The following is a 13244-nucleotide window of genomic DNA, read 5'->3' as shown; positions in this document are numbered from 1 at the left end:
GTCGATCTTTTCCTCCGCGCCATTGGCGCGATTGAAGCCCTCGACGCACATGCGGAATTGCCAGAACGAGCAGCGATCGACCTGATCGGGCGAAAAGCCGATCGCGGCGCCCGTGCCATAGATCAGTCCGAAATCGATTGGTCCGCCTTGCGGCTCGCTGGCGTCTTTTTTTTTCCGCCGTCCTCTGATGCGCCAGGCGGCCCGGCCAGGCCGGCCATCAGGATCACCAGCGCCGGCTTCATGTGCTGCAGCGGCGGCGTGCTGTCGAAATGCTGCGTCAGCTCGAGATGCGCGTCACGCGGCGACATGCCGCCGCCGATCAGGCCGATGCGGATGATATCGCGGACGTCGTCCGGCCAAGCGTTGTTCGCCTTCACCGCGTTGAGCAGATCCATCGGACCTACAAGAGGCGCCCCAATCGCCAGGCGCCGCCGGTTGACGTTCTCCTGCAGCGTCCGCCACTGGCCAATGCCAAAGGCGAATACCTGCTCGCCACTGCCCCAGACGAGTTCGAGCTTAGCGTCTGCGCTCATTTCAGCCCCTTCGGCGCCGAGATCGCGCCGCGATGGCCGACGTTCACACTCACGCCGGCGTTGGAATAATTGTCTTTGAGGATGGCCCGCGTGCGGTTGTTCTCGGCGATCGTCTCCTCGAACGTCTCACGGAACTGCTCGAGGCCGCCGGCGCGATAGAGCCGGACGCTGGAATAGAAGAATGGCCGAGGATCTTGCTTCTCGGTTCCAAACTCCTCGGCCAGCGCGTAATCGAACGAATGGCCGGCCGGCGTGCGCTTGGTCGTCAGTGGACCGCCGGCGAGCACCAGCACCGTCAGCTTTGTGTCGGTCGAAACATCTTTCTTCCTGACCGACTGCTTGAGATGTCCGGTCACGTTGTGCGGGATCGCGCGCTGGATATTGTCGACGAGCTCATCGCCCTGCGCGAGCAGCATGTCATGGAAACTGCCCTTCATCTGTTGGGCCAGTTCCTGCATGCGGGCCTTGAAATTCCGCGCTGTCGTATTTGTGCCCATCGGCGTCAATCCCTGAAATGGGTACGGGCCTTGCTCCGCACAGGCGGCCCGTATGCCTGCCGTTCCCGCGGCGCCGGCGGGAGACCAATTCACCGGCGCGCGTCGCGGATGACGGCCTGCGTTACGACTGCAGGACCGTTTCGCCGTCGCTGTCGAGCGACACGTCGAAAGTGACACGGCTGCCACGCTGGCCGGTCACGTTGAGCTTGGTGCACTTGTAGGGACCGATCCAAGTGCGGTTTTTGAGGCGAATGCGAACGTTCTTGGTCGCACCGGATTCAAACCAGCTGTTCCAGACGTCGAAATCCTCGTCAGCGACCACGCCGGCACCGGCGATCGCCGCCGACAACGAAACCGTGTCGCGCTCGAGCCAAGACGGCGCATCCGGATCGTCACAGTCCGGAACGTTGGTATCATTCGTCGCTGCCGTCCGATTGAAGCTGCGGGAGTTGAGCCCGCAAGGCGCGGAAAAGCCTTCGGTCGGCGTCACGCCGTCGCCGAGCTCCACCAGGAACGAACCAAACTTGATTGTCGAGGCTTGCGTCATAAGCCGATCCTTTCGAGACGAGATTCTGAGGAAAGATGCGAGGAGTTAGTCGGTCAGGACATGGAACGTCAGCGCGGCGTGAAACGTGTTGCCGTCCGGATCATCTATGTACTGGGAATTGTCGATCTCGCAGGTGTTGACGCTGACCTCGCCGTCCGAGATGTCGGCGTCGTCGAGCAGTGCGGTAATCTGCTTGCCGAGCGAGCGGATCTCCAGCTTGGAGCGCTCCCGCGACCAGGCATGCACCGTCACGAAATACTCGGCTCCCTGCAGGCATTCAAAACGCTGGTTGATGACCTGGACGTCACCGATCGAGACGTAAGGAAATTTCGCAGCTGGCGGCACCGGGCAATAAATCCGGTCTGCCGCGGCTGTCGCTCCTGCTTTGAGCAGGCCGACAATCCGCGTCTGCAGCCAGCCCGACTGGTCGACGATCGCGCTCATGGTGCTTTGCCAGTCTGCAGCAGGAATTCGAGGTAGCGATTTTTGCCGTACTCGACGTCGATCGGCCCCGACAGGATCGCGTAAACCGTCTGCTTGTCGGGATCTGCGGCGCTGCGGACGTCCCGCGCCCGCCAGTCGGGCGTAACCTGGCGCGACAGGCTCGAGGACCGCACCCTCAGCACGAACGTTGCCTGACCGACCAGGCGCGCGGCCAGGACGGTTTCGCCGCCTAGCTTTGGCATCAGCTCGGCTGCGAGGCGAAATTGCTCGACGAAATCGCCCTCGAGCCCACCGGCACCGTCGTCGACGTCGGCCCGCCGGTCAAAGGCGAGCCGAAAACGCAGGACACCCGCGGTCATATCGCGCTGCCCTACGCCGAGGCGCCGACAATCTTGATCTTGTAATCGACGCTACCGCCGGCGCTGTTGGCGACCTTGAGAATATCGGCGGTCGCCGGCGTCACCGGCCAGCCGGCCGGGCTGACGAGGATCACCTTCTCGCCGGGCTTGAGGACGATCCCGTCAGACGCATCGGCAAACGGCCCGACAAAAGCATTCGCGCCAGAAGCCCCGATCGTCAGGTTTGAGAGCGAGGCGGCCGGGTTCTCAATCTCGATCGCCTTGACCTTGACGAAATTGACGGTCGCGCCAAAGGCATCGGTGATGCCGCCGGCCAGGTCGAGGTTTTCGCTGCTCGAGGCCGCCAGCGTGCGCGTGTCGCAGAATGCGATATCGGCCTTGCCCGTTCCGGTACCGCTGCCGAGCAGGATATCCGGCGACGCGGTCACCGTGTCGACGACGTCGCGCTGATCGAGCGACTTTTTGCTTTCATAGCCGATGCCGGCGCGAATTGTGGTCTTAAGCGAGCTCATTGCAGTTTGCTCCGGAGGTTTGAGGCCTGGTTAGACATACCCACGCAACGGCGCGAGCATATTGGTGATGAAATCTGGCAAAGTCGCCGCGCTCTCGCGCTGCGCGACCTCGAACATCTCTCGGTTCTCGTAAAACGCGCCGATCTGCAGCTTGAGCCAGACATGAATCGGTTGCGGCATCGTCTCCGGCACCGCCAGTGTCTCACCCTGCGCCGCGGCGGGCGCGGGATATCCGCAGGTGTAGCGGATACGGACGGCATCGGGCTGCCATCGCGCCGCAGGCCAGCATTTGCCCGGCGCAGGGATAATGGATTGCGAACTCCGTCCGCCCTTCCCGATGACGCGAAAATCTGTGTTCTCGATCAGCGTATGCGCCTCGCCGGCCTCATCGTCATAGGTGACGCTGTCGATGGATATCAATGGCGGATGCGGCAACTTGATCGCGGAATGACTGTCGCGCCATGAGCGACGACCGTCATGATCGAAACGCCGATACGGCTCATTGCCCGTATCCAGATAGAAGCTCGGCAGCTGCAATTCCCACGTCTGCGGGCGCAGCGCTCGCCCCAGCGTGCCGCCGGCAGCCGGATCGAGCAATCCGACGGCAGCAACAATCATCGCGCTGATCAGGGCATCATCGTCGCTGTAGTCAACGCGCAGATGCCGCTTCACATCCTCGAGCGCGAGTACATCGTCGGTCGGCGGGGTGATCAGGATGCGATGCATGGGAGCCAGGTTCCGCTAACGATAAATGCCCGGCGCGCAACAAGCGCGCCGGGTCGCAATGGGAGGTCTTAGACCGGCGGATTCGGCGCCGGCCGACGAAGCGGCCGGAGCACCCAATTCGCAGTGATGAAGATGTTGCCGGCATCGTTGGCTGCCGGGGTGATCGTGGCGCGGACATAGCGCTTGATGCCGACATAACCAATCTTGCGCATCTTGTTGTCATCGGCAGCCGCCGTGAAGCTGGCAGTCGATTCCAGGCCGTTCAGATAGTCGTCCGACACAGCAGCCGCGTCAGACAGATTGGCCGCCTCGCCGTCCTCGATCAGGACCGTAAAGGTCGCATCACTGTCGGTATTGGTACCGACGTCGATCGCCAGCATGCAGCCGTCATAACCCTTCAGATCGACGATCTGGGACACGATCGGCGTATTGTCAGTGCGCGCCGCCTGCGGCGAGATCGCGCGCTTGAGGTCGAGATTGTCCATGATGTCGCGCATCAATGAACCCTTTCTAGATGGACGTTGCGGGAAACCGACGGCCCGTCAGCGGGCCGCCGGCCAGAATTCGGAGCCCCATGCAGGGAAAGCTTCGCGCTGGGATCAGGCGGTGCCGAACTTGATCAGCTTGATCGCCTCGAAGTTCACCAAGCCGCCACCCGTGCGCTTGTGGGTGTAGAACTTGATGAACGGCTTCTGCGTGAAGGGATCGCGCAAGACGCGGATGCCGATGCGATCGACGACCGTATATGCTTCCTTCAGGTTACCGAAGGCGATCGAGAAGCTGTTGGACGCCTTGTCGGGCATGTCCTCCATGCGAGCGACCGGATAGCCGAGGATCATCTCCGGCGTGCCAGCCTGCAACGACGGCTGCCAGAGATAATCACCCTGGCTGTTCTTGAACTTGCGGATCTCGGCGATCAGCTTACGCTTGATGCACCAGACCGCGCCCTGCAGATAGCCATTCTTGAGCAGTCCCTGGACGTCGATCAGGGCGTCGGCCTTGTTCGCTGCCGCCCAGTCGCCGTCGACGCCGGTCTTGAGATAGCCCACGCTGCCCCACGCCACGCCACTGCCGGTATCCTCGGCCGTATCATAGCCGAGCACAAAGCCGCGGATCTTGTTGGCAGCGCCGGTGACGAATTCCTTGTTCTCGAAACGCGAGAACTTGTCACTGACCTTGCCGCCGAGCCAAGCCTCAACGTCGACAGCGGCGTCATCCAGCAGATTCTGAGTGGCCTTCGGCTCGGTGTCGATATCGAACACCGGGATCGAGTACTTGCCGACCTGCGGCGTCTTGGTATCGCCCGACGTGGTGCGCTCGCCGGCATAACCAGCGCCGGCCTCGTCGGTGTCTTCGATCCCCTCCAGCTTGTCGGTCGAGATCGTCTGCTGGTTGGCGAACTGGCGAACCGGACTGGTCTCATAGATCCGCTTGACGATCCGGCCGGAGGTGTCCGGCGTAACGAAGTATCCGCCATCCGGGTCCGAACCGACAGCAAGGGTCTTGTGTTCTTCGGCTGACAGGAGCTTGTCGCCCTTGCGGAGGTACTTCTCGCTTGCCGCCTTGTAGGCAACATAGCTGGTCTCATCGAGGGGCTGAACACCGCGCTCGCCACGGGTCTCGAGGAGCCGGTTAAATTCCTTCACTTCGAGCTGCAGGCGCCCGTTCTCGTCATTCTTGAGACCGAGGCGGTTGAGCTTCTTCTCGATCTCGTCGACATGCTTGATCTCGGCCTCGACCTTGGCGTCGAGCGCGGCCTTGGCCTCGACGGCCTTGTCGAGCGAGTCGCTGACCTTCTGCAGCTTGTCGGCCGTGACAACGTCGGCATAGCCTTTCTTGATGCCGCTGATTTCCTCCTGGTGCGTTTTCTTGAACGCCTCGAAGGCCTCACCGATGCGGTCAAAGACAGCCTTCAGCTCGGTCGGCACGCCGGCGAGCGAGCCGAACTCGGCGGTATAGCTCGTCCAACCGTGGCTCGTCGCTGCCGCGGCGGGATGGACATCGAAGCCGAGCACAAGCACGGCGGCAACCGTGACAAGCGCCAGCATGCCGACGGCAAAGGCGCCGCGGCCAAGAACAAACTGTTTCATGGGTGGATTACTTCCCTGTGAGAGTTGAGATCAGGCGGTCGATCGACGCGCCTACTTCCTGCCCATCGTCGCCAGCATCCCGCATGGACTCGATGGATTTGAACCCACCGGCGGCAATTGCTGCCGCCTGGGCTCGCGAGAAACCGCCTGCGTCCCGCAGGAAGCTCTCGAATTCACGAATGGATGCACATTTGACCTGCGTCACCCGCGCTTTCGGGTTGGCCGGCATGGTCACGATCGACACTTCCATCAGGTCGACCTTTTTGAGCGTACGGCGCGGCTCCTCCGGTCGGGTCCGCACGCTCCACTCTTTCGGCACATAGCCGATCGACAAGCCATTGATGGCTGGCCGCGGCTGCATCTTCATCAGCGTATAGAGCTCCTGGCCGCGCGGCGTTGGCGCCAGCTTGCCCTCGACGACGAGCCCCTTGCTGTCTTCCTGCATCGAGGTCCAGACACCAACCGGGACGTTGTCGCCGCCACCGAGGAACGACCCATGCTGCGACAGCATCGCCGGCCAGTCATTCTGCGATTTGGCACGCGATAGAGTGTCCGAGAAGGCGCCAGGCGCGATCACATCGCCATAGCTGTCGACGTTGCCAAAGATCGCGCCATATCCCGAAAACGTCATGTCGTTTTCGGAGCCGGCGAACTTCACCTCGGCGAGTTGGCACGCGAGCACGTTCTGCACCATCATGCATCCCCTTGCGGATTGTCGGCCGAGTCGGCCTGGTTTGGCTTTTTGGTCGCCTGCGCGGGCTCCGGCTTGCCGCTGCCCCACGCAACCGGATTCATGTCGTCGAGCTCGCGCACCTCGTTGACCTCGGCATAGGCCGCAGCGCCGCCGAGGCCGAGCATCTGGGCGAAAGCCTTCTGGCGATCGGCGAACGACCCGCGCATCAGAGCATTTAGGTTGAACTTGGCCTTGACGCCGGCGAGATAGTCTCTTTCGCCGATCAGAAATTTGTTGATCGAGGTCTCGATCCGCCGGCACCATGGCAGCAGCGTATGCACGACGTGCGCGATAAAAAACTGCTCGGCGCTGGCAAAGGTCGGCGAGGTGTTGCCGGCGTGACCGACCATGATCGGCATCACGCGAAAAATGCGGCAGATCTCCTCGATCTGCAATTTGCGAGACTCGAGGGTCTGAGCGTCGACGCCCGTCATCGTCTCCTGCAGATACTTTGCAGCCCGATCAAGGATCAGCGGACCGCCCTCCTGATCGGCCTGATATTCGCGGATGAACTCGCGGAGCTCCTTGTACTGCTCGACACCCAGCGAGCCCTCGACCGAGTATGTCCCGCTGGTGCGCAGGCCATTCTTGTAAAGCTGCGCCTGGTCAGACTCGATCGCGATGGACAAGCCGACAGCCTCGCGGGCGACCCGGAGCAGATCCATACCAGCCCAGCCGTTCCACGACGGCCCCCGCACATGCCAGACGGCCTCTTGCGGGAAATCCATGGTCTGACCATTCGGCCGTCGCAGCTTATAGGTCAGCGTCCGATCGTCATTGAGCTTGATGGTGTAGGTGCCAGGCTCAAACGGGATCAGCTCGACGACGCGACCACGCACGATATTGCGGAAGGCGACAAAGTTGCCGGTCAGACCCGCATGAAAGACGAGGGTCTCGAAGAATTCGAACGTCGTCTGCAGGTCGTTCGGAGACAGCGCGAAGAGCAGATAAAGCGGATGGTCGACCGCCAGATCCTTGCCGCCCCCGGCGCGATCGCGAAACAGATCGCACGGTGACTGCGCAACGCCCTCGGCGATGACGCGAAGGCAGGCGAACACGGTCGCGACCTCGAGCGCCGTGACGACGTTGACGGTCCGGCCGGATTTCGACGGCCCCCGGCCGTAGATCTCGCGGAACAGCCTGAGGGTACCGTCAGGATCGCCGCCATTCTTTCGGAACGGCGCAATAATGCGCTGCAAAAGCCCCATGCGTTGCCCTTACGACTTCTGCCAGAATGATTTCGGTTCAGACTGCGGATTCCAGCTCATCAGGATCGCGGCCTGAAACAACGCGATCAGCGGGTCGATCTTGGCGCGGCCCGACACGGCTTTTGTCACCATCACGGAATTTCCGCGCTGCTCTACCTTCGCGTTACCCATCACGAAGGCCATCAGCAGCGTCCCGGCGTGCCAGAACGTGCCATCGGACAGCTTGCGTTCGAGTCCATACATCGCGGGCGCCAGCGCGGGCCCCTGCAGCAGCCGGCGGATCATCTCGTCGGTCACGCCGACGCCGGTCAGCGCCTCAATGATCGCTGCAGCATTGTTCGGATCGATGCCGATCGCGTTCTTTTTCGGCAGCTTACCCGACGCCATGATGGTCGCGACGATCGCTGCCAGCTCCTCGACGTCCTGCGGCACCGGGCAGATCGACAGCTCGTCGGCCTCCTCGAAATCCTTAAGTTGCGCCGCGATATCCTTGCGGACTTCGAGCACCTTCGGATTCGCCCACGCCTTGAACCAGCCGAGCCATTCGCGGGTAACCCTGTCGCGGCCAATTGCGGCCAGTGCGAGCAGGTCGTCGAGGCCGCCACCATCGATTCCGAGGGTGATGACATCGCAGCGCTCAATGAGCGCCTCGAGTGTGATGGTCTCGTCAACGGCGCCTTCCCAGTAGTCCGCGCCGCGCCAACCCTCATTGTTGATGCCCTGGCCGATCTCGACGTTGAGATGCTGCGAAGCCCAGATCCGGATCGCCTCATCGCCCTTATCGCGCTCGCCTTCCCAATCGGCGATCAATTCGGGCAGCGACGAACCTGAACGGCCGAGGTTCGGCATGACCCACGGCCAATAAGCTGGGTCCATCCAGCGCGGCTCAACACCCTGCGCCCGCTCCTCGCGCGTCAGCGTGGCGACCTCAGGCGGAAACTCATACAGCAGCGGCAACATCGGCCGGATGACCTTGCCGCGATATTTCCCGTCACGAACATTACGCGCCAATTTCAGCTCCGACTTGAAGATGCCGGCCGGGATGCCGTCGCTTTGCGTCGTCGTCATCACGAGCAGGCCTTCGGGTGTCTTGTCGAGACCGCCGCGGATCTGGCGCAGCACCTTCGCGCCATTTGGCTTGTTACCGAGCAGATGGACCTCGTCGAGCAGCACAAAAAACAGGCCCATCGCGCCGGTCAGGATGTTCACGTCGAAGGTTTTGACCTGCGCCTCGGCCTTGGTGACCAGGTCCTCGATCGACATGTCATGATCGTGCGTGCGGAACCGCCGCTTGAGGTCCGGCGATTCCTCGATCATGCCGACAGCTTGCTCATAGGCACGCAACGAGATCGCCTGCGTCGGACCGATGAACAGTGCTTTACCGCGCGGCCGATAGTTCATCAGCATCGCGACTAGCAGCAGCGCCGCGGAATTCGTGGTCTTGGACGAACCCTTGACCACCATGAGCAGGATGTCGCGGATATACCGCGTCTGACTTGCCGGGTCCCAGCTGCCGAACGCGGCGCGGACGAGCTCGCGGAACCATTCGCCCGACGCCGTCCGCATTTTCGGCTTGCCCGGTACGTCAGGCAGCTGAATCTCGTCGTAGAACGCCTGCGCCATGTCCGCCTCGGCGGCGAACAGCGGGACGTCCGGCATCAGCGACCGGCCCTCGCGGATCCGATCCTGCCAGTCGACGCAGGACAGGTCCCACATGCCAGCCGCAACGGGCGGCGCAGCGGTGTCGATCGGCGCGAGCATCAGGCGATCCCGACCATCAGCAGTCCGGCCCAGACCAGCTTGCAGCCAACGTGGAGCGCCTGGTCGACGTTGTAGCCGATCCGACCGCTGCACTTGGTCCAGTCGATCGCGGCATGCACGGCGAGCTCGAGCAAAGCCAGCGGCCAAGACCCGGTCGCGAGCTGCACGGCGCCGGCATGGATGATCGCGTGCGAAAGCAACGCGCCAGGCCAGATGACCTCGCCGGGGACGAGATCGAGGCGCTGGTTTTTGGCGCGCGACAACCAGTCGCCCTGCAGCGGATAATCCGCGACGGCGTGACCGACCAGCATCCAAAACAGCGCGACCATCAGTGCGACGTTCCCGCTTGCTGGCGACGCATCATCAGCTCACCCATCGCCGTGCCGACATCGGGTTTCTGTGCGGCGGCGAGCGCCGCGGCTTTCTTGCCGAGCTTCTCTGCCTTGGCTGGCTTCTCGTCCGACTTGTCACCGGCGGGAGCGCCGCGCGGCCGCCCCGCCTGGCCGAAGTTCATCAGATCGTTGCGGTCGAGCAGATGGCCGAACATCCGGATCGCAGAGACGTTGCCCTTCTGGACGCCATCCCACGCCCGCATCAGCAACGAAGCGTCCAATCGGTCGCGGGCGACATCGCGATATTTCAGCTCGGAAAAATAATGCTTCCGCAGCGTCGGCATCGTGACGCGAAGCGCAGCCGCGATCCGTTCATTGCTCCAGCCGCAGGCAAGCAACATGTTGACGCGATTCCGATTTTCCTGCGTCGGCACATGCTGCGGCCGTCCCCGGCCACCATGGTTAGTCGGGACGGGATCGCCGAACAGGTCAAAATTATCGGTCACGACGAAAAAAAATCCGCCAATGAGAGAGGCGCCGGTCCGCGCGGAGGGAATTGCTTGAGGATTTACCCACCCCCCACCCCTTGAGCCTCTCGGTCAGATCAGTCCCAGACGCCGCGCATATGCAGGCTTGCCTGCTCCTCGCGCTGCTTGTCCTTGTCGTGGCATGCCTTGCACAGGGTCTGCAGGTTGCCCTCGTCCCAGAACAGCGCCTCATTGCCACGGTGCGGCTTGATGTGATCGCACACCAGCAGCGCTGTGTTGTGCTCAGCCCTACCGCAGCCCTTGCGTTGGCAGGTGTAGAGATCGCGCAGGAAGATGCGCAGGCGCAGCGCTCGCCAGCGTGCAAGCTTGTACCAGGCTTTCCATGGTGGCTGAGGCATTCATCTAAAAGGAAGGCCGACCACCTTGCGATGGCCGGCCTGAAGTCTAGGGAGGAAACGCCCAAGGAGGGCAGCGATAGCGCGAGGCGCTACCGCACACCCTATGCAAATGGAAACGCCGACCGCATTGCTGCGGTCGGCGTATGGGCCACGGCTACATGGCTGCCCTCCAATGCGAGAGGCGAAGTTCGCTCGCACCTATGCACGCAAAAGCCCGGCACGTTGCCGTGCCGGGCTCAATGTTGCGGCTCCAGACGGTAGCGGCCCCGCCTTCCCGCTCGATTGCCATTTCAGAGGCTACACTCTGATACGACAAAGCCCGGCGCGATGGCTGGGCTTCGTGGGTGCGCTTCGCGCGTCGATCTGGAATCACCCAGATCGCGAGGCATCAAGCGTTCCGCTTGACGTTGAACCGTTAGGCCGCGATGGCGATCCCTAAGCCGGCTCAACCTGCGTTTCGGAAAGATCGACCGAAACGCCGCCCATCAACGACGCAATGAAGGCATTGAGTCGCCCCCTTGAGTCAATTCCTCGTTTTACCTCGGCGGCGAACGCGAATAGCGGGCTATCGCCGTCAACGATATAGATCATGTCACCAGGCTTGTAGTTCCCACGACGGCCGCGCCCGATACGCACGCCGTTCTCGTCGTTCACGATGTCGCGCAGGACGGCCATGTCCACTACCCTCATCGACGCGAACGTATATTCGTCGACCAGGTGAACTTCCCGCATAAAGTCAGAGCGCTCGATAACTCTGCCACCGCCAGAAACTGTGACCCGCAGGAATTCACCGAGATCCGGAACACCATGGCGCATCGCTGCGCTGTTCAGCTCGAAATCAGGAATGAAGATCAGACCCGGCAGAAACGGCTTTTCCACGCGCTTGCCGAGGTGAGGCTTTGCCGCGACTTTGCCTGTGCGGCGATCGATGAACCGAACAATAGTCGGTGACCACGCGCTGACATCAAGCATACGGAGCCGCTCAATCACACGAGCGTCGCAGCCCGGCGAGCACTGCCGCAAATACCAGCGGTTCGGAACAGGGACCTCGGACCTCGGGCCCGCGACCGTGACGTAACCGACGAATTGCCCCTTTTCGTAGTGCATGTTCATTCGCTCTCCCTTGACCATTTGCCATCGCGCAGCGGCGGAAACTCACGCGGCACGCGGAAGCCCGACCTCGCCTTGCGCAACCTGAAATTCGGATTTGACGACGACACCCCGTGCACGTTCGGATCGAACGGCTCGAGGAAGATGCGCTCTGCCTGCGGCTCGACACCGAGCCACAGCTTGAACCGATCGCGCCAGGCAGCAAACTGCGGCGAGCCCGGCTCGACGATCAGCCAACTGTCGCGGTCAACGCCGAAATGTTTCGACATGGCGACGAGATCGGGTTGCGGCGGCATCGCTGTCCAATAGCCCCAGCCGAGCGTCTGGTCTTGCACCAGCGGCAGATCACGGCGTTCGGCGATCGACACAGCGACCTGCAATCCGCTCAGCTCGTCGCCCTGGACGAGACGCCGGGTCGGCTGCGCCGGCTTTTCCGCTGGCTTGCCTGCGTTCGGGAACTCGTCGAAGCCGCGCGTCCGCACCCAGAGATGGAAATTCGGAACGTGGTTGCGCCGGAGATCGCGAAGCATCTTGAGGAAATGCGGGATCGCCGCACGGCACAGCGCGCGATCGGGCGGCGACAACTTGCCGAATTCGGCCAGCGCAAGGTCGCGTCGCAGCTTCACCGGCCACGCATCCCACGCCTCGGCGAAATGCTCGGGCTCCGCTTCCCCTTCACCGTCCTGAGACGGCTCACGCCCGCCCCCCATGGGGGCTTGGGGGGAATCTTCAGGTTCAGGTTCAGAGATTAGGCCCTCGCACGATTGCGAGGGTCGGCCGAGTCCCAACCGAGTCCCAGCATGAGGGTCTGACCCTCGCAACTTGCTAGGGTCAGATGCCGTTGAAACAGCGTCGTTTTCCGCGTCGACAATTTCGCCGGCCGCGCGTGCCTCGATCACGTCGACGTCGGCCTCGAACAACAGGCGGATTTTATCCGTCGTTCGCCTGCCGCGCTGCTGCCCGTTGCGGACGCCGTATTCGTCGATCCACTGCGCCTCGCGCGAGATCGCGCCAACCATCTCGAGCCACGCCAGCCGGCGCCGGATGGTGTCCGGCGACATTTCGAGATCCTCGGCCAGCGACGGGATGCCGACCCAGCAACAGCCCTCGCCGTCGACATAGATCGTTAGGTTCTTAAGAACATCTTTCGCCCCTGGATTTCGCAGCCGTAAATGCCGCGCCCAGCTGTGCGCCTCGTCGGCGGCGATGCGGCGGGGTCGCCGTTTCGCGGTCGTCATAGCTTCATTTCCTGATCAAAGAGGGTCGGATAACGCGACGCAACAGCACTGAAATTCACGCTGCAGGCACCTGCAGAATGCGGTCTGCGATCTGCTCGCCGGTCATGCGCGACGGCGCGCCGACCTCGACCGCGCGAGCCAGTCGGCCCAGCCATTCCCGCCGAAACAGGCCGCTCGGCGCCAGCTCACCCAGCTCTTTCCCCTTGAATGCGAGCCAGCAGATCGCATCGGCAAGCCGCACAGCTTCCGGGTTTTCCTCGGCCAAAGC

The 13244-nt window shown here is 62.5% G+C and carries 18 protein-coding genes; all 18 read right to left on the bottom strand.

Going from position 1 to position 13244, the window contains the following annotated elements; translation table 11 throughout:
- Positions 1 to 122: 122 nt before the first annotated feature.
- Positions 123 to 533 (bottom strand): GTA-gp10 family protein, encoded by a 411-nt coding sequence (locus JEY66_RS23095; RefSeq protein ID WP_018271746.1) that lies wholly within the window; start codon positions 531 to 533, stop codon positions 123 to 125.
- Positions 530 to 1030 (bottom strand): HK97-gp10 family putative phage morphogenesis protein, encoded by a 501-nt coding sequence (locus JEY66_RS23090; RefSeq protein ID WP_018271747.1) that lies wholly within the window; start codon positions 1028 to 1030, stop codon positions 530 to 532. The genes JEY66_RS23095 and JEY66_RS23090 overlap by 4 nt, the downstream gene beginning before the upstream one ends.
- Positions 1031 to 1151: 121 nt before the next feature.
- Positions 1152 to 1577 (bottom strand): phage tail tube protein, encoded by a 426-nt coding sequence (locus JEY66_RS23085; protein WP_018271748.1) that lies wholly within the window; start codon positions 1575 to 1577, stop codon positions 1152 to 1154.
- A 45-nt stretch (positions 1578 to 1622) separates the two neighbouring features.
- On the bottom strand, positions 1623 to 2021 hold the full coding sequence (locus tag JEY66_RS23080) for a DUF3168 domain-containing protein (protein ID WP_018271749.1): 399 nt from the start codon (positions 2019 to 2021) through the stop codon (positions 1623 to 1625).
- Entirely contained in the window at positions 2018 to 2380 is a 363-nt protein-coding gene (locus JEY66_RS23075) for a head-tail adaptor protein (protein ID WP_018271750.1), read from the bottom strand. The genes JEY66_RS23080 and JEY66_RS23075 overlap by 4 nt, the downstream gene beginning before the upstream one ends.
- A gap of 11 nt (positions 2381 to 2391) precedes the next feature.
- Entirely contained in the window at positions 2392 to 2892 is a 501-nt protein-coding gene (locus tag JEY66_RS23070; RefSeq protein WP_018271751.1) for a hypothetical protein, read from the bottom strand.
- Positions 2893 to 2922: 30 nt separating this feature from the next.
- Positions 2923 to 3618 carry a head-tail connector protein gene (locus JEY66_RS23065; protein ID WP_018271752.1) on the bottom strand — a complete coding sequence of 232 codons (696 nt, stop codon included), beginning with the start codon at positions 3616 to 3618 and terminating at the stop codon, positions 2923 to 2925.
- 68 nt (positions 3619 to 3686) lie between these two features.
- Positions 3687 to 4115 (bottom strand): hypothetical protein, encoded by a 429-nt coding sequence (locus JEY66_RS23060; RefSeq protein WP_018271753.1) that lies wholly within the window; start codon positions 4113 to 4115, stop codon positions 3687 to 3689.
- 102 nt (positions 4116 to 4217) lie between these two features.
- A complete protein-coding gene (locus JEY66_RS23055) occupies positions 4218 to 5708 on the bottom strand; it encodes a phage major capsid protein (RefSeq protein WP_018271754.1) in 1491 nt (496 codons plus the stop codon).
- Between the two features lie 7 nt (positions 5709 to 5715).
- A complete protein-coding gene (locus JEY66_RS23050) occupies positions 5716 to 6405 on the bottom strand; it encodes an HK97 family phage prohead protease (protein ID WP_198390634.1) in 690 nt (229 codons plus the stop codon).
- Positions 6402 to 7649, bottom strand: a complete 1248-nt coding sequence (locus tag JEY66_RS23045; RefSeq protein ID WP_018271756.1) for a phage portal protein — start codon at positions 7647 to 7649, stop codon at positions 6402 to 6404. Before JEY66_RS23045 ends, JEY66_RS23050 begins: the two co-directional genes overlap by 4 nt.
- Positions 7650 to 7658: 9 nt before the next feature.
- Entirely contained in the window at positions 7659 to 9410 is a 1752-nt protein-coding gene (locus JEY66_RS23040; RefSeq protein ID WP_018271757.1) for a terminase large subunit, read from the bottom strand.
- On the bottom strand, positions 9410 to 9739 hold the full coding sequence (locus JEY66_RS23035; RefSeq protein WP_018271758.1) for a DUF3307 domain-containing protein: 330 nt from the start codon (positions 9737 to 9739) through the stop codon (positions 9410 to 9412). The genes JEY66_RS23040 and JEY66_RS23035 overlap by 1 nt, the downstream gene beginning before the upstream one ends.
- Complete coding sequence (locus JEY66_RS23030) at positions 9739 to 10248, bottom strand: hypothetical protein (protein ID WP_018271759.1); 510 nt, start codon at positions 10246 to 10248, stop codon at positions 9739 to 9741. Before JEY66_RS23030 ends, JEY66_RS23035 begins: the two co-directional genes overlap by 1 nt.
- A 98-nt stretch (positions 10249 to 10346) precedes the next feature.
- Positions 10347 to 10628, bottom strand: coding sequence for an HNH endonuclease (locus JEY66_RS23025; protein WP_018271760.1), 282 nt, complete (start codon positions 10626 to 10628; stop codon positions 10347 to 10349).
- Between the two features lie 435 nt (positions 10629 to 11063).
- A complete protein-coding gene (locus tag JEY66_RS23020; RefSeq protein ID WP_018271761.1) occupies positions 11064 to 11741 on the bottom strand; it encodes a transcription termination/antitermination NusG family protein in 678 nt (225 codons plus the stop codon).
- Positions 11738 to 12658 (bottom strand): hypothetical protein, encoded by a 921-nt coding sequence (locus JEY66_RS23015; protein ID WP_244620807.1) that lies wholly within the window; start codon positions 12656 to 12658, stop codon positions 11738 to 11740. Before JEY66_RS23015 ends, JEY66_RS23020 begins: the two co-directional genes overlap by 4 nt.
- Before the next feature lie 373 nt (positions 12659 to 13031).
- On the bottom strand, positions 13032 to 13241 hold the full coding sequence (locus JEY66_RS23010; RefSeq protein ID WP_026192795.1) for a hypothetical protein: 210 nt from the start codon (positions 13239 to 13241) through the stop codon (positions 13032 to 13034).
- Positions 13242 to 13244: the final 3 nt, after the last annotated feature.

This window comes from Bradyrhizobium elkanii USDA 76, from assembly GCF_023278185.1.
GTDB classification, from domain to species: domain Bacteria; phylum Pseudomonadota; class Alphaproteobacteria; order Rhizobiales; family Xanthobacteraceae; genus Bradyrhizobium; species Bradyrhizobium elkanii.
The sequence above is the reverse complement of the archived record's forward strand: the minus strand, read 5'-3'. Positions and strand labels throughout refer to the sequence as shown.

Bases quoted from the DNA above. Each gene is read 5' to 3' on its own strand.
- JEY66_RS23075 (WP_018271750.1), bottom strand. From the start codon at position 2,380: ATGACCGCGGGTGTCCTGCGTTTTCGGCTCGCCTTTGACCGGCGGGCC.
- JEY66_RS23025 (WP_018271760.1), bottom strand. From the start codon at position 10,628: ATGCCTCAGCCACCATGGAAAGCCTGGTACAAGCTTGCACGCTGGCGA.
- JEY66_RS23020 (WP_018271761.1), bottom strand. From the start codon at position 11,741: ATGAACATGCACTACGAAAAGGGGCAATTCGTCGGTTACGTCACGGTC.
- JEY66_RS23040 (WP_018271757.1), bottom strand. From the start codon at position 9,410: ATGCTCGCGCCGATCGACACCGCTGCGCCGCCCGTTGCGGCTGGCATG.
- JEY66_RS23085 (WP_018271748.1), bottom strand. From the start codon at position 1,577: ATGACGCAAGCCTCGACAATCAAGTTTGGTTCGTTCCTGGTGGAGCTC.
- JEY66_RS23050 (WP_198390634.1), bottom strand. From the start codon at position 6,405: ATGATGGTGCAGAACGTGCTCGCGTGCCAACTCGCCGAGGTGAAGTTC.
- JEY66_RS23070 (WP_018271751.1), bottom strand. From the start codon at position 2,892: ATGAGCTCGCTTAAGACCACAATTCGCGCCGGCATCGGCTATGAAAGC.
- JEY66_RS23055 (WP_018271754.1), bottom strand. From the start codon at position 5,708: ATGAAACAGTTTGTTCTTGGCCGCGGCGCCTTTGCCGTCGGCATGCTG.
- JEY66_RS23090 (WP_018271747.1), bottom strand. From the start codon at position 1,030: ATGGGCACAAATACGACAGCGCGGAATTTCAAGGCCCGCATGCAGGAA.
- JEY66_RS23060 (WP_018271753.1), bottom strand. From the start codon at position 4,115: ATGCGCGACATCATGGACAATCTCGACCTCAAGCGCGCGATCTCGCCG.
- JEY66_RS23035 (WP_018271758.1), bottom strand. From the start codon at position 9,739: ATGGTCGCGCTGTTTTGGATGCTGGTCGGTCACGCCGTCGCGGATTAT.
- JEY66_RS23080 (WP_018271749.1), bottom strand. From the start codon at position 2,021: ATGAGCGCGATCGTCGACCAGTCGGGCTGGCTGCAGACGCGGATTGTC.
- JEY66_RS23065 (WP_018271752.1), bottom strand. From the start codon at position 3,618: ATGCATCGCATCCTGATCACCCCGCCGACCGACGATGTACTCGCGCTC.
- JEY66_RS23095 (WP_018271746.1), bottom strand. From the start codon at position 533: ATGAGCGCAGACGCTAAGCTCGAACTCGTCTGGGGCAGTGGCGAGCAG.
- JEY66_RS23045 (WP_018271756.1), bottom strand. From the start codon at position 7,649: ATGGGGCTTTTGCAGCGCATTATTGCGCCGTTCCGAAAGAATGGCGGC.